The organism is Flavobacterium pygoscelis, assembly GCF_023162025.1.
Taxonomy (GTDB): domain Bacteria; phylum Bacteroidota; class Bacteroidia; order Flavobacteriales; family Flavobacteriaceae; genus Flavobacterium; species Flavobacterium pygoscelis.
On sequence record NZ_JALNUB010000001.1, the window covers coordinates 265,368 to 284,972 of the forward strand.

The following is a 19,605-nucleotide window of genomic DNA, read 5'->3' on the forward strand; positions in this document are numbered from 1 at the left end:
ATAGCGGGAAATAGCTTAAAAAAAAAACCTTCAATCTAACTATAGATGAAGGCTTTTTTACGAATTAATATAAAAACTTATTTTTTAACTTCTTCCTTTTTTTCTTCTGACTTGTATTTGTCATTCAAGGACTTAATCACTTCTTTGGTAATGTTAAATTTATCCTCTGCGTATAAAATTGAAGCCGCATCGCCCGTACCATAGATGTAAGCATATCCTTTTTCTTTTCCGTATGCTTTGATGAATTTCTTCACGCCACTTACTAGAGAATCCATTTCTTTACCACTTTCTTGTTGCAACTCTTGAGATAATGCTTGTTGTGCATATCCTAATTGTTGCTCTCTTTTTTGTAATTCAGCACCTTTCTTTTGTGCCCATTCTTGACCGTTAGCTTGTGCTTGTGATTGAAAATTGGCTGCTTCTTGTTTGAATCTTTTTATTTCAGCGTCTAACTGTCTTCCTTTTTCTTCTGCTTTGGTTTTATATTTTGCTTCAAGGTCTTTTGCCTCTGTATATTCTTTCATTAATTCAGAAGTATCTACGTAAGCCGTTTTTACTTCTTTAGCTGCTTCTGCAGGTTTGTTACAAGCAACAACTGAAATTGCTAATGCGATAAGGATTAATGCTTTTTTATTCATGTCTTTATTATTTGTATTTTGGTATTTGTGATTAATCAATTTCATTTTTGATGAATTTCCGGTTTTTTATGTATCGTTGACAAAAATATAAAAAAATAGATAGTATTAACAAAAACTTTCTAAAATGGTGCTTATTTATACTATAAGATTTTATTATTGCAAATCAGAAAAACATAATTTTTTATTATTAAAAACGGCTTTTTTAGCGCTTAATTAAACGATTTATTTAAAAAAAACATATCTAATACTGACAAGCCAGCCGAAAAGCCTTTAAATGGTCTTAAAATCATTTTAAGTCGTTTTTTAAGACATAAATATGCGATGAATATTCAAAATTCTTCTTTGCTTTCCAATTAGACTGTAATCCGATGATAAATGCTTTTATAAAATTCATTTTACCATTTTTATACTTTTCCGAAAGTAGACTAACATAATAGGAATCGAATTTCATTGGAAGTGTTTTTACTAATTTCATTTCCTCCTGTTCGAACAATAATTTTATTGCTGTTTTAGAGAAATGCCAAAAGTGAATTGGTACATCAAAAGCGGCCCAAAACTTTCCGTAATGTTTTGCGTCGAAAGATTTAAAATTAGGTACAGCAATTATTAAAGTCCCATTGGGTTTTAATAATCGTTTTAATTCTTTGATTTGAGAATCTAAATCTGGTACATGTTCTAAAACATGCCACATCGAAATTACATCAAAAGAATTATTTTCTAATTCGCTAGTATTACCAACAAATGAAACCCCTTTCTTTTTTGCAATTGCTTTTGCTTTTTCACTTGGCTCTACTCCTATTGCTTGCCAACCCTCTTGTTGAACGAATGATAAAAAATCTCCAGTTCCTGCACCAATATCCAAAATACTTCCTTTGGCAGGTTGTACTGAATTGATCAAATTTAATTTATTTTTTAAAGCAATACTCTTAATGAAATGATAACATTTTTCAAATAAAGATCTTTTGCTATCGGTGTGCGAAATATAGTCGACACTTTCATAATACTTACCTAAATTTTCTAAACTAGGTTGCGGATGTGTAATTAACATATCCAACTTCTCATCGTAATATAAATCAAAATCTTCTTGAGATACTGAATAATCTTTGACCGATAAGAAATGCTTTTTACCTGAAATGTCCATTAATTGCTACGGATTTTAAAATTTGTTTTTTAAAGTAAATCCCGAAAGCATATTAGCGCTTTCGGGAAAAATTTATTTATTTATTATGCTTTTATTTTTAAAGTTTTTGAAGATAGTTTCACGTGGAACAAAATGATTAGAGATATAAAAAAATTAAAATCGGAATGAAAAAAAAATAATTAATAATTCGATTATTTTAAATCTGCTATTAAATCCTAAATCAAGAATCCAAAATCAAGAATCTGCAATCTACAATTCCTACCTTCCCATATAAATCAACAGCACCGAAACATCACTAGGCGACACTCCACTTATTCGTGAAGCTTGTGAAATAGTAACCGGTCTAATTTTACTTAATTTTTGTTTGGCCTCTATAGACATCGATTTGATTTTATCATAATCAAAATTCTCAGGAATTTTTACATCTTCCAATCGGAGAAGCTTATCGGCATTATTTCTTTCTTTCTCTATATAGCCCGAATATTTCACTTGAATTTCTGCTTGTTCAATTATCTCTTGATCCAAATCATTTTCGGCAATATAACTTCTTACTTTATCAAACTTCAACATATCGTCTATGTCAATTTGTGGACGCGAGAAAACTTTAAACATCTTATCACCTTGCGAGATCAATGCGGTTTCTTTGGCTTCTAAAATTGGATTGGCTTCGGCAACCGTTACACTGGTATCTTTAAAAAAGGCAACCATTTTTTCGGACTCCTTTAATTTATGCTCCATACGACGCAAACGCTTTTCTGAAGCTAAACCAATTTCATAAGACATTGGTGTTAATCTAAAATCAGCATTATCTTGTCGAAGTAACGTTCTATATTCTGCACGTGACGTAAACATTCTATAAGGCTCTTCTGTTCCTTTGGTAATTAAATCATCAATCAAAACTCCAATATAAGCTTCATCTCTTTTTAAAATCAAAGGTGCTTTTTCATGTACTTTTAAATGCGCATTTATACCTGCCATCAAACCTTGAGATGCAGCTTCTTCATATCCCGTAGTACCATTAATTTGTCCAGCAAAATACAAACCCTCAACCAATTTAGTTTCTAAAGTATGTTTCAATTGTGTTGGAGGAAAATAATCGTATTCGATCGCATAACCTGGACGAAAGAATTTTACATTCTCAAAACCTACAACTGTACGAAGCGCTTTAAATTGAATGTCTTCAGGAAGTGAAGTCGAAAATCCATTTACATACACCTCACAAGTTTTCCATCCTTCTGGTTCTACAAACAATTGATGTCTTTCTTTATCTGCAAAACGATTAATTTTATCTTCAATAGAAGGGCAATATCTCGGACCAAGACTTTTTATTCTACCATTAAACATTGGCGAACGATCAAAACCTTCTCTTAAAACATCATGAACGGCTTGTGACGTATAGGTCATATGACACGATCTTTGATGAATCAACGGTGATGTTACATCCGAATAAGAAAATTTATCTGGCTTAGCATCTCCCTTTTCTTCATTCATTTTAGAATAATCTAAAGATCGTCCATCAACTCGTGGTGGCGTTCCTGTTTTCATTCTTCCAGATTCAAAACCTACGGCAACCAAATCTTCAGTAATTCCGTAAGCAGCACTTTCCCCTGCTCTACCACCACCAAATTGTTTTTCACCAATATGAATCAATCCGTTCAAAAAAGTTCCATTAGTTAACACAACTGACTTAGATCGGATTTCCAATCCTAATGAAGTTTTTATACCTTTTACTTTACCATTTTCGATAATCAAACCTTTGACCATCTCTTGGTAAAAATCCAAATTAGGCGTTCCTTCTAACATCATTCTCCATTCTTCAGCAAAACGCATGCGATCACTTTGAACTCTTGGAGACCACATTGCTGGACCTTTTGACTTGTTTAACATCTTAAACTGAATAGCCGTTCTGTCTGAGACAATTCCAGAATATCCGCCTAAAGCATCGATCTCTCTTACTATTTGACCTTTTGCAATACCACCCATTGCAGGATTACAAGACATCTGTGCAATGTTTTGCAAACTCATCGTAACCAACAAAGTCTTTGAACCTAAATTTGCGGCTGCCGCCGCAGCCTCTGAGCCAGCGTGACCAGCGCCAACAACTATCACGTCATATTCCTCTAAAAACATCTGTTATGGATTTTAACCTTATTAAACCAAGGTTGTAATTTTGAAATTATTATCATTGTTCCACGTGAAACACAAAGCATTTAAAAAGGTAGAAATTCATTAAATGTTCCACGTGAAACAAAGAATAACTATCTATGAAATTATGTTCCACGTGAAACATTATTAAAAAAAGATTTGATTTCTATTTACTGTTCCACGTGGAACAGCGCGATTTTATCATCTTCCTTTTGTCGCATTATTGCTTCGTCAGATTCTGTTTTGTCTTTATATCCGCAATAATGTAAAATACCGTGGGCTAAAACTCTCTTGATTTCTTCGTCGAAAGTAACGTTAAAATCTAGAGCATTGTCTTTAACTCTTTCTACAGAAATAAAACAATCACCGTTTATTTCATTTCCTACTGAATAGTCAAAACTTATAACATCTGTAAGTGTATCGTGGTTTAGATATTCAACATTGATTTTGTGAAGGTATTCATCATCACAAAAAATATAATTTATCTCTCCTTCTTTTTTGCTTTCAGATGCAATAACACGTGACAACCACAAAGCAATAGCTTCTTCATTGTCTAAACTAAATTCTGTTTCGTAATTAAAATTGATCATTTTTTATTAAAATATTCTTGAACCTTTTGATTAAAATTCGAGCGCAAAGGTAATGATTGTCTGTTTAATATCTCTATACTGTTTAAATATTCTAAAAGCGCAGGTGGCAAAGCATTAGATTGATTATAAAACTCTTTTTTATTGGTTTCCGATTGCCTTTTGTTTTCTTCTCCTTGTTGTTGTACAGCCGTATTTAATTTTAATAAATCTTGCTTTAGATTAATTATTTTTTGAAGGGTTTCGTTTTTAAAACCTTTGTTTAAAAGTTCTTTTTCAATTTGCTTCATCTTGTCAATGCTATTTTGTCCAGGACCATTTAAACCTTGTTTGTTTAATTCCTTTTCTAAAGCTTCACGCAATTGCTTTTGCTCTTTATAGATTTGCATGATTGCTTCTGCATCTCCTTCACCATTTTCTCCCTCTTTTCCTTTATTGCCATTATTACCTTTATTAGAATCTGACGGATTATTTGATTTATTTAATCCATCTTTTATTTTATCACCTAACCCTTCTTGCTTTTTAATAATATCTGATAATTGCATTCCTTGTCCTTGCCCCGGTTTTGGAGATCCTGAACCAGGCATTTGCATTTGCATAGAACTTAATAAATCACTTAAAAAATCAGCAAGTTTATTGGCTGCAGCAATACTATAATGTTGGTGTGATAATCCTTTTGGAAGTTGCGCATCCGTAAAACTCGTTAGCGCCTTGTCAACATTATAAATCACATTACCTATTTCCTTGGTAATATCATCCGCTATTTTAGGGTTACGCAAAGACATGGCAAATAAACTATCATCAACATGTTTAAACTGCATTTTTAAATCTTGTTGAATCTTAATGTTTTTGTTAAAAGAAGGTGATCCCGATTTATATTTTTTAAATTGGTTCATTAAACTTTCCTGCGATAAAGAATAAGCTAATAAATTATCTAACACTTGACGCAACATTACAATATCTTCCTGTAATTGTTCTTGTTTAGAATCGGCTAAACCCTCAGCCATTTTTTACGCCATTTCTTTCATATTTTGAGCAGCATTTTTTTGGTTTGATTTGGCTTTGTCTTTCCTCTCATTCTTTAATTGATCAAGTGCTTTTGACAACTCTTGTTCTATACTCTTTTCTTTATTTGTATCATTAGGCAGTTCAATTGGCGATTTTAAATCCTTGTTGTCTTTAGTTAAGTCTTTAAGATTTTCAAGGATTTTATCAAAATCACTATTAATTCTTCTTTGTTGATCCAGATTGTTTTCTTTATCATTATTAATAATTTGCTCCTGTTTCTTAGCAAGTGTATCAAACTTCTTTGCTAATTGTTCGGCTTTCTTTTCGACATAAAACTTCTTGGTTAACTCAACCAATTGCTCTAAATTCTTGTTTTGATTTTTGGTGTTTTGTTTGAACTTATCTAATTTCGATAAAAAATCTTCGTTTTGGATTTTATCATTTAAGTCTTTTAATTCATCCAGAAGTTTTTTATTTTTCTCTAATTCCTTTTCTGTTTGATCCATTCTTGATTTCAATTCTTCCTTAAATTCATCTTTAGGATTTGTTTTGAAATTATCTAAATTCTCATTTAATTTTTTGGCAAAGTCTTTCATCATTTCATCTTGTTTCATTTGACGTTTGATGAAATCATTAATTTTTTGTTGTTCATTAAAATCAAGATTTACTTTTTCTTTACCAGATTTTTGCAATTTGTCCATTTCTAAAATCTGCTTATCTTGATTTTTTAAAGACTTTTCTAAACTGTTTATATTATCATTTTGCTTTTGCAAAACTTGATCTTCTTTTTCTTCTTCTGTAGCAATTCGGTTCGAAAATACTATTGATTTAGAACTTTTGAAATTGTGTAAAACATCATTGTCAAAAACTTCAAAATAGTAATCATAAGATACTCCTTGTTCCACTGGTAGATTACTGGGGAAAGAAAAAACAAATTGATCAAAATTTGTATTCTTAGTTGGCAAAGTTCCTCGTTTTATAGTTTGCGGTTTATCACTTTGATAATACACTACCTGAAGTTTAGAAAAACCATAATCATCTGAAATTTTTCCCAATACATAATTCTTAGAAACCTTTAAACTGTCTGGAGCATTGCTAACATTGATCATAGGAAATTGATCTTTTACTATAGAAAGCTGATAATTTAGCTTTTCGTAGTTTTTTACATTACTATTCGATGTAATAATTTGATAATCTGTATTTTGAATGATGTTTTTGGATAAAACAAACTGATTCTCTAGATTAGAAAAAGAAATCTTAGTATTGTTACTAATCCAATCGGCATTTTGGGTAGCAACAGTATTAATTTTCCATGTAACACGAGTTCCCTCGGGAATAATAGCATTACCAGTTCCTTTAATAATTTCCGATTTCTTATTTAAATAAGCGGGAAAAGTAAGAACCATTTCAAAATTAGCAATAGCCGGAACAGTGATTACTTTCAAAAGATAATCAGGGCTTTCGACTGTATTCGCTTTTAAATGAAAAGAAGTGTTTTTAATTGGTTTGTTAATTTTAAATTCAAAAATACCTGACTTATTAGATTCCATAAAATAACTTTCATCATCGATAAAAATCATGACATTTTCTGGGACAATCTTTCCTTGGGTTTCTACACAAATAGTAAAGTCTTTTCCTTCTTGCGTTGCCAAACTAGAATTAAGTAGAACAAATTGGAAAGGAGCTGGTGGCAAAAACACAGAATTAAAATGAACCACCCTATTTAAACTTTGAGAAATTATAGTCGTGTTTCCAGAAAAATAGAAAAAGGATAAAAGAAGAATTGGAAGAATAGCTAAAGGAAAAAATTTCTTGTTGTTATTAAAATTAATAGCGTTACCAAAAGGGATTGGTTGTAGCAGATTTGCTTTTTGTTCTATAGAAGCTAATAACAATTCAGATTGCTCTTGCTTTGGAGATGCATTTGAAAGTTGCAAAAAATTAGTCAACTTATCATTCACTTCTGAGAAATGATTTCCAATTATAGAAGAAGCTTGTTTATAGTCTATACCCTTTTGAAGTTTAAATAATTTAAAAACTGGGAACAATATAAAACGAAAAAGAAGATAAAGTTCAACTAACACAAAAGTCCAAAATAAAACAGTCCTTCCTACTGGTTGTAACCAAAGAAAATACTCAATAAAAAGAGTGAAAAGGAAATACAACAATCCTAAACCAACAAACAAAATAGTTCCTCGAATTAATTCGTTGGTATAAAACTTCCTAATGAAAGCTTCTAATTTTTGATAAATAATATGCTGTTGTTCCAAAATAGTTGATAATTATATATAACCAATAAAAGTAATAATTTTAATTAGATATTGAACAAATAAGAAAAACTGTAAAATTTAAAAAATACAACAAATTAGTATTCTATTAGAAATGAATTCATTTTACAATTTTATACTTAGAATCGTATCTTTACACCAAAATTATCAAAGATGTCTCAACAAGTTCGTGTGCGTTTTGCACCTAGTCCAACTGGACCTTTACATATTGGCGGAGTTCGTACCGCATTATTCAACTATTTATTTGCCAAAAAAAACAATGGTGTTTTCTTCTTGCGAATAGAAGATACAGATCAAAACCGTTATGTTCCAGGAGCAGAAGAATATATATTGGAAGCCTTAAAATGGCTTGGAATTTCTCCAGACGAAACCATGGGTGTAAATGAAAAATTTGGTCCCTACCGTCAAAGCGAAAGAAAAGATTTATACCAACAATATGCTAAGGATTTAATTAATTCTGGTAATGCGTATTATGCTTTTGATACAGCTGAAGCGCTTGATGCTATTAGAAAAGAAGAAGAAGAACAAGGAAAAACTTTTATATACAATCATCATAATCGTGAAAAACTAGATACTTCATTAATAATTTCTAAAGAGGAAACAGCTCAAAGAATTGCTAATGGAGAACATTATGTAATTCGTTTTAAAACTCCAGTAAATGAAACATTGCATTTACATGACATTATTCGTGGAGATATAAAATTTGAAACGAATCTTTTAGATGATAAAGTATTGTTTAAAAGTGACGGAATGCCAACATACCATTTGGCTAATATTGTAGATGATCATTTAATGGAAACTTCACATGTAATTCGTGGAGAAGAATGGTTACCGTCAATGCCTTTACATGTTTTATTGTACAGAGCTTTTGGATGGGATGCTCCCATATTCGCTCATTTACCATTAATAATGAAACCAATTGGTAACGGAAAATTATCGAAACGAGATGGTGATAAATTAGGTTTTCCTGTATTTCCATTAGATTGGAAAACCGAAGAAGGAATTTCTTCTGGTTACAGAGAAAAAGGATTTTTTCCTGAAGCGGTACTTAACTTTTTAGCATTATTAGGTTGGAACGACGGAACCGAAAAAGAATTGTACAGTCTAGAAGAATTGGTAACTTGTTTTGATTTGAATAGAGTTCATAAAGCGGGTGCAAAATTTGATCCAGAAAAAAACAAATGGTTCAATCATCAATATTTAATGAAGCAAAAAGATTCTGATCTAGCAAAAGCCTTCGCTCCTATTTTAGCTGAAAAAAATATCCAGGTTACAGATGATAATTTGATTAGAATAGTTTCTTTGATAAAAGAACGTGCACATTTCGTATCGGAATTTTGGGAAATGAGTGATTTCTTTTTTGAAGCTCCAACAAACTATGATGAGAAAGCAACTAAAAATTGGAAGTCAGAAACTCCAGCTTTAATGCAAGAGTTAATTTCAGTTCTTGGAGAAATCACAGATTTTACATCTACTAATATTGAAACGATAGTAAAAGACTGGATGACAAAAAATGAAATTGGAATGGGTAAAATAATGCAACCTTTCCGATTGAGTTTGGTAGGTGCTCTCAAAGGTCCTCACCTATTTGATATTGTAGAAATCATAGGAAGACAAGAAACCATTAAAAGAATAGAAAAAGCAATTACTACATTATAACAATATTAGCCCTGAAATTCAGGGCTTTTTTTTGGATTTAAAATGGATAAAATCGAGCTAATTTTTTAAATAATTATTAACATCAGAAACCTAGTTTTAATTTTGTAAATTGTCAGTTAATTTTTAACTAAAATAAAAACAATATGAATGTCGCATTAATTATCCTATTTGTGTTTGGGTTGTTTATTCTGTTATCTTCTTTTTTCACAGTAAGACAACAAACAGCTGTTGTTATAGAACGTTTTGGTAAGTTTTTAAGTATCCGACAATCTGGTTTACAATTAAAAATTCCCGTAATAGATAGAATTGCAGGACGTGTGAATCTTAAAATTCAACAATTAGATGTGATCATCGAAACTAAAACTAAAGACAACGTTTTTGTGAAACTTAAAGTTTCCGTTCAATTTATGGTTGTAAAGGAAACGGTTTATGATGCATTTTATAAATTAGAATATCCACACGACCAAATTACCTCTTACGTATTTGATGTTGTTCGTGCAGAAGTTCCAAAATTAATCTTAGATGATGTTTTTGAAAGAAAAGATGATATTGCAGTAGCAGTAAAAAGAGAATTAAATGAAGCAATGACTACTTATGGTTATACAATCATCAATACTTTGGTAACTGATATTGATCCCGATATTCAAGTAAAAAATGCGATGAACAGAATAAATGCAGCCGATAGAGAGAAAACAGTTGCTGAGTTTGAAGCAGAAGCTTCGAGAATTAGAATTGTGGCTAAAGCGGAAGCAGAAGCAGAAAGTAAACGTTTGCAAGGTCAAGGTATTGCAAATCAGAGAAGAGAGATTGCAAAAGGATTAGTAGAAAGTGTTGATGTATTAAACCGAGTAGGAATTAATTCTCAGGAAGCTTCTGCTTTAATTGTTGTTACTCAGCATTATGATACACTACAAGCTATTGGTGCTGATGCTAATTCTAACTTGATTTTACTACCTAATTCCCCACAAGCTGGTAGTGACATGCTAAATAATATGATCGCGTCATTTAGCGCTTCTAATCAAGTGGGCGAAATGATGAAAATTAGAAATGACAAATCTAATCCTAAAAAACAAAATAGAACTGATTACAAGTTACCAGAAGCTCCTAGTAACCCTGAAACAGAAGAATAAATTAAAATAGTATTTAAAAAGAAAAAAGAGGCTTATAAGCCTCTTTTTCTTTTGGTAAACCAATTCTTTATAAACGGAATTGCTTTATTAAGTACAAACGGAACACTTGCAGAAACAAGAGCTCCATAAGGAATAGCTGAACTGTAAGTACTAATTAAATCACTTACAATATTTTGAGGTGTTAAGTTTTCCTTTGTTTTCTTTACACCAAAAACCAATTTTTCATAACTAATTTCCTTTTCAATCTTTAAAATTTCGAGTTCTCTATCTATTTGAGAATAAGACGTATATTTTTTGATTCCCATAATTTAGTCGTTAAAAAATATTTCTGAAAATTTCTCTAAAATAGGTCCTTCAACAATTTTGTCTTTTATTAAAAATAACAAACTAGTGATTAAAAGATATATACCACCAATAATTAAAAAACCTAGAGGATAATTTTCTAAAGATTTTCCAATTGCCAATGCTCCTGCTATCGAACAAAATAATAATACCATACTCAAACACAATAAAATCAAGGAGAATTTAAGAATCATTGTAGTCGATTTCATCGCTACTTTAAAACCCCATAACTTATAGTAGGAAACATTAGTTTTAATATAAGCATGAATTTCTTCCTGAATTTCCTCTGTATTTTCTTTTAATTCTTCAAAAGCCATATAGTTTGTATTGGGTATGTTAAAATAGTTAAATTAAATTATTTTTGAAGTTTTGCATTTAGCTTTTTCAAATCCGATAATTTATTTTCAAGAAAAGAAATTACATCTTCTGTTTTATGACTCATGTTTGAAACTAAATCTTGATATGTATCTTCAAGATCAAATTTGGCAGCATTTAATTTTTTACTAAACTCTGACGTTACCGAATCTAATTTGTGATGCAAATCACTTTTAGCATCATCAAAACCATCTTTAACTTTTTTTCTAGTTTTAGATCCTTTATCTGGAGCATATAAAATTCCTAAGCCTGCTCCAACGGCTACTCCTACTAAAATTGCTGCTAATGTATTTCCTGAATTTTTAGACATAATTATATATTTTGAAAGTTTGTTCTATAAAGTTACAAAATTATTAACAAGTTCCCGTTAACAAGTCGTTAAAGTATATATATACAAACTATAAAGCCAATACAAACCGTTTAATAAACGCAATTTACAACACGATATTCTTTGCTAATTATTTTAAAATAATGCTTTAAATTCAATCTATGAAGGTCATTTTCAATCAAAACTACTTATTAAAAATAAAATAGTAATAAAAAATTACAATAATAAAAAAAAGCTTTCTTAAAGAAAGCTTTTTATAAATAAAATCTATTTAATAAATAAATATTATATTTTAAGATGTGTTAATAATTGTAACACTTTTTCATTTTTTTCAATCTTTTTTAATTCAGAAAGTTGGTTTTCAAAAAGATTAAAATTAGTAAGATCAACTTGTAAATTTTCAATCGCTAAAATTCGAACAGCAGCCAATTGACTTTTTAAAGACATTGTATATAACTTAGTCAAAGTTTCCGCATCAATATCTTTTACTTTTACTTTATCAGAATGTTGTAAAATCAAATTAGAAAATAATAAAGCGTTGTTATCATTCTTAATATTTTTGACAACAGTTTGAATAATTAAACTGTAATTATCGATACTTTTGATGTTAGCAATAATAGAATTTAAAATCAAAAGTGCATTATTCTCCTCTTTTTCTTTAACGTATTTATTGATTTCTTTTTGGGTATTCATCAATAAATTTTCTTCTTTCTTACCTTTTTCCTCCCAAGCATCCTTTAAGCCAACCGTTTTATTAAAGATAATTTTATCTTCGGTCGAATCTTTATCCACATTAAAATATCCTAAACGTTGAAACTGGAATTTTTCTCCTGCTTGAACAGTAGCTAAACTTGGCTCTACAAAACCTTTTATAACTTCCAGAGAATTTGGATTCATAAATTCTAAGAAATTTTTCTCTTTATGACTGTCTGGTGCTTCATCAATAAACAAACGATCGTACAAACGAACTTCAGCTTCAATAGCATGTTTTATAGTCACCCAATGCAAGGTTCCTGCAACTTTTCTTTGGCTTGCTTCGCTCCCACTTCCACTTCTACTATCTTCATCGTAAGTAACATGAATTTCTGTAATAGTACCTGATGCGTCTTTTACAACATGTTCACCTTTAATAATATAAGCATTTTTAAGACGGACTTCTTTACCCAAACTCAAACGGAAAAATTTAGCTGGAGCTTCTTCTAAAAAGTCTTCTCTCTCAATATATAATTCTCTTGAAAAAGGAACTTTTCTAAAACCAGCACTTTCATCTTCTTGATTATTTTCTGCTTCAAGCCATTCTTCTTTATCTTCAGGATAATTAGTAATTACAAGTTTAATTGGATCTAAAACAGCCATTACTCTTGGAGCCGTTTTGTTTAAATCTTCACGCAAACAAAATTCTAATAGGGAAAAATCGATTACATTTTCTCTTTTGGCCACGCCTATAATTTCACAAAATTTACGAATAGAAGCTGCAGTGTACCCTCTTCTTCTTAATCCAGAAATAGTTGGCATTCTTGGATCATCCCAACCATTTACTATATTTTCTTGAACTAACTGCAAAAGTTTACGTTTGCTCATTACCGTGTAATTCAAGTTCAAACGGGCAAATTCGTATTGATGGGGACGCACTTTATTTGCATCATAAATTTGGTCTAAAAACCAATTGTATAGTTCCCTGTGCATTACAAATTCTAATGTACAAATAGAATGTGAAATTTGCTCTATATAATCACTTTCGCCATGCGCATAATCGTACATAGGATAAATATTCCAATCATTACCAGTTCTATGATGATGACGATGTAATATTCTGTACATCAAAGGATCTCGCATCAACATATTTGTTGATTTCATGTCAATTTTAGCACGTAAAACGTGACTTCCTTCTGGATAATCACCATTTTTCATGGCTTCAAATAAAGCTAGATTTTCTGCTATAGTACGATTTCTATAAGGACCATCAACACCAGGTTGTGTAGGCGTTCCTTTTTGAATCGCCATATCTTCAGAAGATTGACTGTCTACATACGCTTTACCATTTTTGATCATAGCAACAGCCCATTCATACAACTGCTGAAAATAATCGGAAGAATATAATTCTTCTGTCCAATCAAATCCCAACCATTTCAAATCTTCCTTAATAGCGTCAACATACTCCTGCTCCTCTTTGGCTGGATTGGTGTCATCAAAACGTAAATTAACTGGAGCATTGTACTTTAAACCTAAACCAAAGTTCAAACAAATGGATTTGGCATGACCAATATGTAAATATCCATTAGGTTCTGGTGGAAAACGGAAACGTAATTTATCTTTTGGAAAACCATTGGACAAACTATCCTCAATGATTTGTTCTATAAAATGGAGTGATTTTTCTTCGGTTGACATATTTTTTTCTTAATTTTAGCAAAGATAAAAAAGTTTACAGTTATCACTTTACACTTTGCAGTTTTCTTTCAGAACTGAATTTTTCAACAAACAATATATTAAATAAAAAATGGGAATTATTAAACTAAAAAATATTAGAACCTACTCCTACCACGGTTGTCTAATCGAAGAAGGAAAAATTGGATCTGATTATATAGTCAATCTAGAGGTCAAAACGGATCTAAGAAAATCAAGCATATCAGATGATTTGAAAGATACCGTAGATTATGTGCTTTTAAACAGCATTGTGGTAGAAGAAATGGCAATTCGTTCTGATTTATTAGAACATGTAGCGCATCGAATTATCAACCGTGTTTTTAATGAAATTCCAGAAGTTTCTAGAATAATTGTTGGAGTTTCTAAATTGAATCCTCCTATTGGTGGTGATGTTGAAGCGGTTACGATTGAAATGGAAGAATACAGAAGTTAATATTAATTATTGTTGAGTAGCGATTTAAGATTTCATATTTTAAAGGAAAATAATTATCTGTTTTATTTAGAATTTGAAATTTGGAATTTGATTTTTTTATAGTACATTTGCAAACCAATAAATAATTGGCGTCGTGGCCGAGTGGCTAGGCTGGGCTCTGCAAAAGCTCCTACTCCGGTTCGAATCCGGACGATGCCTCTGAAACCTTCAAGGAAACTTGGAGGTTTTTTTTATGTCTAATTTTTAACAAAAATTAATTAAAGAAAGTGTTCGAATCCGGACGATGCCTCTAAAACCTTCAAGGAAACTTGGAGGTTTTTTTTAGGTCTAATTTTTAAGAAAAATTAATTAAAAATAGTGTTCGAATCCGAACGATCCCTCTAAAACCTTCAAGGAAACTTGGAGGTTTTTTTTATGTCTAATTTTTAAGAAAAATTAATTAAAAATAGTGTTCGAATCCGAACGATCCCTCTGAAACCTTCAAGGAAACTTGGAGGTTTTTTTTATGTCTAATTTTTAAGAAAATTAATTAAATATAGTGTTCGAATCCGGACGATGTCTCTGAAACCTTCAAGGTAACTTGGAGGTTTTTTATGTCTAATTTTTAAGAAAAATTAATTAAAGATAGTTTTCTAATCCCGACGATACCTCTGAAACGTTCAAGAAAACTTAGAGTTTTTTTATGTCTAATTTTTAAGAAAAATTAATTAAAGATAATGTTCGAATTAGGACGATGCCTCTAAAACCTTCAAGGAAACTTGGAGGTTTTTTTTATGTCTAATTTTTAATAAAAATTAATGAAAGATAGTGTTCGAATCCTGACGATGCCTCTGAAACCTTCAACGAAACTTGGAGGTTTTTTTTATGTCTAATTTTTAAGAAAAATTAATGAAAGATAGTGTTCGAATCCTGACGATGCCTCTGAAACCTTCAACGAAACTTGGAGGTTTTTTTAGGTCTAATTTTTAAGAAAAATTAATGAAAGATAGTGTTCGAATCCGGACAAAGCCTCTGAAATCTTCTAGTAAACTTGGAGGTTTTTTTTAGGTCTAATTTTTAAGAAAAATTAATTAAAGATAGTGTTCGAATCCGGACGATGCCTCTAAAACCTTCAAGGAACTTGGAGGTTTTTTTAGGTCTAATTTTTAACAAAAATTAATTAAAGATAGTGTTCGAATCCTGACGATGCCTCTGAAACCTTCAAGGAAACTTGGAGGTTCTATGACTGTTTTTTAGATAATTTTAATTAAAACTTTTTAAACTATTTGTCACCTTACAAGCTTATTAAAAAGAGAATATAAATTATTAGTAAGTTCCAATATTTCGATTATAATTAATTAAGTATCTAATATTCAACTATTAAATAGTGGGTATAAAAAAATCCTAATTCTGAATAATTATTCAGAATTAGGATATAGTGTTATTAATAAAACTTTTAAAAGCTTATTTATCAATTTTTTCTAAGGCATGTTTTACCATTTCTTTTTCTTTTGGAAACCAACCTTGTGTGATTAAAACTGTTCCAAAAACCATTAAAACAATACTGATTCCTTTTTTAATTTTTAAAATATTTACTGGTGTCAATTTATTCTTTAACTGTTTTGCCAAGATTATTTTGATACAATCAACAATTAAATAAGACAAAATTACGGTTACAAAAAAAGTTATCATTCTTGAGTTTTGCATTTCTAGTTTTGGTCCTACCGAGATAATTACTGCCAACCAAAAACCAAGAACTCCTATGTTTATAATATTCAAAAAGAAACCTTTTACAAATAAACTTCCATAGTTCTTTTTTATAATCTCTTTATCAATCAAATCGGTATTGATTTTCTGTTCATTTTTTAATTTAATAAAAGATATCAAACCATAAACTAACATTAATATTCCTCCAAAAATAAAAAGAGCAGGCTTGTCTTTTAAGTTTTGAATTAATCTGAAACTACCTAAATAAGCAATTCCGATAAAAACAATATCTCCTAAAATTACACCTAAATCAAAAACTAAAGCGGCTCTAAATCCTTTTAAAATACTAGTTTCTAGCAAAATAAAGAATACAGGACCTATCATAAAACTTAAGAAAATTCCCCAAGGAATACCTGCTAAAATATCGTTTACCATCAAAAATGTACATTTATTACCAACAAATCTAATGTAATTTACTAATTTTTTTCCAAAATTATTCCACCAATAAAAATTTCTTGGTTAATTTGTTTTGGTTTTCCATAGATAAAAATAGAGCCTCCAGCTTTTACTTTAGCCTCAACCAAAGTACTAGCATTAATTTCAGCTTGTCCTCCTGCAGAAACTGTAATAGTAGTTTGAGAAGTATTTAAATCTTTAGCATTTAGAATACCTCCAGAAGTAATAGCTACATTTTGATTGGTAGATTTACCAGAAAGAGAAATAATTCCGCCTGAATTTACTTTTACACTTACCTTTTCAACATCAACATTTAAGCTTAATTCACCACCCGATTTTGCATTTAACTCTAAACTAGTTTGTTTAAAATCATTCGCACTAGTTATAGAACTTCCCTCACTTACTGCAATACTTTCTAGATTTTTGTAATATAACTTCACCACAATATCATTCCCAGATAATAGCTTTGGAAAAGGCATTCTTATTTTTAAATCTCCATTTTTATTGACCGTTTCAACTTCTGCAGCACGTGATCCAGTAATTTCTAATTTGTTTTCGTTTGCAGCTATCAACTGAACTGAAATTTTATCAAAAACTTTTACTTGATCAAAATCACCTAGGTTTCTACTTACTTGTGCATGTGTAAATTGTGCTAAAAGCACCAATGCAATAATTACTACTTTTTTCATTTTTTTATTTTAATGGTTCTTCCACTCTTCTTAAAAAATTAAAGTCCAATTGTTTTTTTACTAAATCGGCATTTTTTACTTTAACGTAAATTTCGTCTCCTAATTGTAATAATTTACCAGAAGTTTCTCCTTTTAGCGCATATTGTTTTTCATCAAATGTGTAATAATCATCTTTAATATCTCTAATTCTACACATTCCTTCGCATTTATTTTCGATAATTTCGACATAAATACCCCATTCGGTAACACCAGAAATAACACCCAGGAATTCTTCATCTTTATGATCTTGCATGTATTTAACCTGCATGTATTTGATAGAATCGCGTTCTGCATTGGTTGCCAAACCTTCCATGGTTGAAGAATGCAAACATTTGGTTTCATAGGTTTCTTCATCTACAGATTTTCCTCCATCAAGATAATGCTGTAACAATCTATGCACCATAATATCTGGATAACGACGAATAGGCGACGTAAAATGAGAATAAAAATCAAATGCTAAACCATAATGACCAATATTATCTGTAGAATATTTGGCTTTACTCATACTTCTAATAGCCAATGTATCAATAAGATTTTGCTCTTTTTTACCATTTACTTGCTCCATTAAGCTATTCAATGATTTAGAAATATCGCCTTTATTACGGAAATCTATTTTATAACCAAACTTTGCAATTACAGTTTGCATGGCAATTAACTTATCTTCGTTTGGCTCATCGTGAATTCTATAAATAAAAGTTTTCTTTTGCTTACCAATATATTCAGCTACTTTTCTGTTGGCCAATAACATAAACTCTTCAATTAGATGATTGGCATCTTTAGAAACTTTAAAATAAACACCTTGAGGTTCTCCGTTTTCATCTAAATTGAACTTCACTTCTACTTTATCAAAAGTGATCGCTCCTTCGGCCATTCTCTTTTTTCTAAGAATTTTAGCGAGCGAATCTAATTTTAGCGTCGCTGCTACAATATCTTCAGAAACTTTATAAGAACTACCTGTAATAGAAATTTCTTCGGGAATTGTATCGTCTTTAGTCTCTATGATGTATTGTGCTTCCTCATAAGCAAAACGTTGATCAGAAAAAATAACTGTTCTTCCAAACCATTGATTCATTACTTGCGAATCTTCATTGATTTCAAACACTGCAGAAAAGGTATATTTCTCTTCATTTGGACGCAATGAACAAGCAAAGTTTGATAATACTTCGGGTAACATGGGCACTACTCTATCTACTAAATATACAGAAGTTGCTCTTTGATACGCTTCATCATCTAGGATTGTTCCTTCTTGAAGATAATACGAAACATCGGCAATGTGAATACCAATTTCATAATTACCATTTTCTAATTTTTTGAAAGATAAGGCATCATCAAAATCTTTCGCATCTTTTGGATCGATAGTAAAAGTCAACGTATCGCGCATGTCACGACGTTTGGCAATTTCACTTTCGGTTATAGAGGTATCTATTTTTTGTGCAAAGGTCTCTACTTCAATAGGAAATTCTGATGGCAAACCATATTCGGCAAGAATAGCATGAATCTCAGTATCATGTTCTCCTGGTTTTCCTAACACTTTTATAACAGATCCAAAAGGACTGTCTGCTTTGGCTGGCCAATCTTCAATATGAACTAAAACTACATCTCCTTGCTCTGCCTCTCCTATTTTATCTTTTGGAATAAAAATATCAGTATACATTTTTGGATTTGCAGTAGAAACAAAAGCAAAATTGGCTTGTATATCAATTACACCAACGAAATCAGTTTTGTGTCTTTCTATAACCTCAATAACTTCACCTTCTGGTTTTTTACCTTGTCTTTTATTGTACACATAAACTTTGACAATATCTTTATCTAAAGCGTGATTCAGATTATTGGTCGGGATAAATACATCTTCGTCAAGATCAGCACAAACAAAATAAGCTGTTTTACGACCAGTCATATCAATTTTACCTTCGTAATAATCTTTACTAACTGCTTTAATTAAATATTTTCCTGGTTCTGATTCAATAATTTTATTTTGTGAAGCTAAAATCTTTAAATCTTTTATAATTTGATTTCTACTTTCGGTATCATCAAGCTCTAGCTTTGCTCCTATTTGTTTATAATTGAATGCTTTATTAGCACTTTGCGATAATATTTTTATTATTTTATCGGAGAAATCTTTCCCTTTTTTTATCGGCTTTCTTAATCTTTTACTCATAAATTCTTTTCTTAAAAGTCTAAAATTACAAAATAGTAAACTGTTATCGATAAAGATAAGCCATATTTAAAGAAAATAT

General features: G+C 30.6%; 16 protein-coding genes and 1 tRNA gene. 4 read left to right on the forward strand and 13 right to left on the reverse strand.

Features of this window, described 5'->3' with window-relative positions; translation table 11 throughout:
• Window positions 1-77 precede the first annotated feature (77 nt).
• From MW871_RS01090 to MW871_RS01110, 6 genes are all read right to left on the reverse strand, one after another.
• Window positions 78-683 (reverse strand): OmpH/Skp family outer membrane protein, encoded by a 606-nt coding sequence (locus tag MW871_RS01090; RefSeq protein ID WP_236023883.1) that lies wholly within the window; start codon window positions 681-683, stop codon window positions 78-80.
• 241 nt (window positions 684-924) lie between these two features.
• Window positions 925-1,779, reverse strand: a complete 855-nt coding sequence (locus tag MW871_RS01095) for a class I SAM-dependent methyltransferase (RefSeq protein WP_210645176.1) — start codon at window positions 1,777-1,779, stop codon at window positions 925-927.
• Window positions 1,780-2,037: 258 nt separating this feature from the next.
• On the reverse strand, window positions 2,038-3,909 hold the full coding sequence (gene mnmG / locus MW871_RS01100) for a tRNA uridine-5-carboxymethylaminomethyl(34) synthesis enzyme MnmG (RefSeq protein WP_248427272.1): 1,872 nt from the start codon (window positions 3,907-3,909) through the stop codon (window positions 2,038-2,040).
• 185 nt (window positions 3,910-4,094) lie between these two features.
• Complete coding sequence (gene ybeY / locus MW871_RS01105) at window positions 4,095-4,514, reverse strand: rRNA maturation RNase YbeY (RefSeq protein ID WP_248427273.1); 420 nt, start codon at window positions 4,512-4,514, stop codon at window positions 4,095-4,097.
• Complete coding sequence (locus tag MW871_RS16350; protein ID WP_345799440.1) at window positions 4,511-5,518, reverse strand: hypothetical protein; 1,008 nt, start codon at window positions 5,516-5,518, stop codon at window positions 4,511-4,513. Before MW871_RS16350 ends, ybeY begins: the two co-directional genes overlap by 4 nt.
• Window positions 5,519-5,521: 3 nt before the next feature.
• On the reverse strand, window positions 5,522-7,789 hold the full coding sequence (locus MW871_RS01110) for a coiled-coil domain-containing protein (RefSeq protein ID WP_345799441.1): 2,268 nt from the start codon (window positions 7,787-7,789) through the stop codon (window positions 5,522-5,524).
• Window positions 7,790-7,960: 171 nt separating this feature from the next.
• Here MW871_RS01110 and gltX point away from each other — a divergent pair, with 171 nt between their 5' ends.
• Both gltX and MW871_RS01120 read left to right on the forward strand, forming a co-directional pair.
• Window positions 7,961-9,466, forward strand: a complete 1,506-nt coding sequence (gltX, locus tag MW871_RS01115; protein WP_248427274.1) for a glutamate--tRNA ligase — start codon at window positions 7,961-7,963, stop codon at window positions 9,464-9,466.
• Between the two features lie 143 nt (window positions 9,467-9,609).
• Complete coding sequence (locus MW871_RS01120) at window positions 9,610-10,596, forward strand: SPFH domain-containing protein (protein WP_210645186.1); 987 nt, start codon at window positions 9,610-9,612, stop codon at window positions 10,594-10,596.
• 32 nt (window positions 10,597-10,628) lie between these two features.
• Here the strand turns inward: MW871_RS01120 and MW871_RS01125 are convergent, their stop codons facing one another.
• From MW871_RS01125 to MW871_RS01140, 4 genes are all read right to left on the reverse strand, one after another.
• Entirely contained in the window at window positions 10,629-10,901 is a 273-nt protein-coding gene (locus MW871_RS01125; protein WP_210645188.1) for a DUF6327 family protein, read from the reverse strand.
• Between the two features lie 3 nt (window positions 10,902-10,904).
• Window positions 10,905-11,255, reverse strand: coding sequence for a competence protein (locus tag MW871_RS01130; RefSeq protein ID WP_248427275.1), 351 nt, complete (start codon window positions 11,253-11,255; stop codon window positions 10,905-10,907).
• Window positions 11,256-11,293: 38 nt separating this feature from the next.
• Window positions 11,294-11,623, reverse strand: a complete 330-nt coding sequence (locus tag MW871_RS01135; protein ID WP_248427276.1) for a YtxH domain-containing protein — start codon at window positions 11,621-11,623, stop codon at window positions 11,294-11,296.
• Between the two features lie 303 nt (window positions 11,624-11,926).
• Window positions 11,927-14,029 carry a glutamine--tRNA ligase/YqeY domain fusion protein gene (locus MW871_RS01140; RefSeq protein ID WP_248427277.1) on the reverse strand — a complete coding sequence of 701 codons (2,103 nt, stop codon included), beginning with the start codon at window positions 14,027-14,029 and terminating at the stop codon, window positions 11,927-11,929.
• Window positions 14,030-14,138: 109 nt separating this feature from the next.
• Here MW871_RS01140 and folB point away from each other — a divergent pair, with 109 nt between their 5' ends.
• Window positions 14,139-14,498, forward strand: coding sequence for a dihydroneopterin aldolase (folB, locus tag MW871_RS01145; protein WP_188049273.1), 360 nt, complete (start codon window positions 14,139-14,141; stop codon window positions 14,496-14,498).
• A gap of 127 nt (window positions 14,499-14,625) precedes the next feature.
• A tRNA-Cys gene (locus MW871_RS01150) sits at window positions 14,626-14,696 on the forward strand.
• A gap of 1,245 nt (window positions 14,697-15,941) precedes the next feature.
• On the opposite strand, the gene MW871_RS01155 is transcribed toward MW871_RS01150, so the two are convergent.
• Genes MW871_RS01155 through rnr form a run of 3 tightly spaced genes read right to left on the reverse strand, consistent with a single transcriptional unit; the run spans window position 15,942 to window position 19,526 of the window.
• A complete protein-coding gene (locus MW871_RS01155; RefSeq protein WP_188049274.1) occupies window positions 15,942-16,619 on the reverse strand; it encodes a LysE family translocator in 678 nt (225 codons plus the stop codon).
• Between the two features lie 41 nt (window positions 16,620-16,660).
• Window positions 16,661-17,329, reverse strand: coding sequence for a head GIN domain-containing protein (locus MW871_RS01160; RefSeq protein ID WP_248427278.1), 669 nt, complete (start codon window positions 17,327-17,329; stop codon window positions 16,661-16,663).
• A gap of 4 nt (window positions 17,330-17,333) precedes the next feature.
• Window positions 17,334-19,526 carry a ribonuclease R gene (gene rnr, locus MW871_RS01165; protein ID WP_188049276.1) on the reverse strand — a complete coding sequence of 731 codons (2,193 nt, stop codon included), beginning with the start codon at window positions 19,524-19,526 and terminating at the stop codon, window positions 17,334-17,336.
• Between the last annotated feature and the right edge of the window lie 79 nt (window positions 19,527-19,605).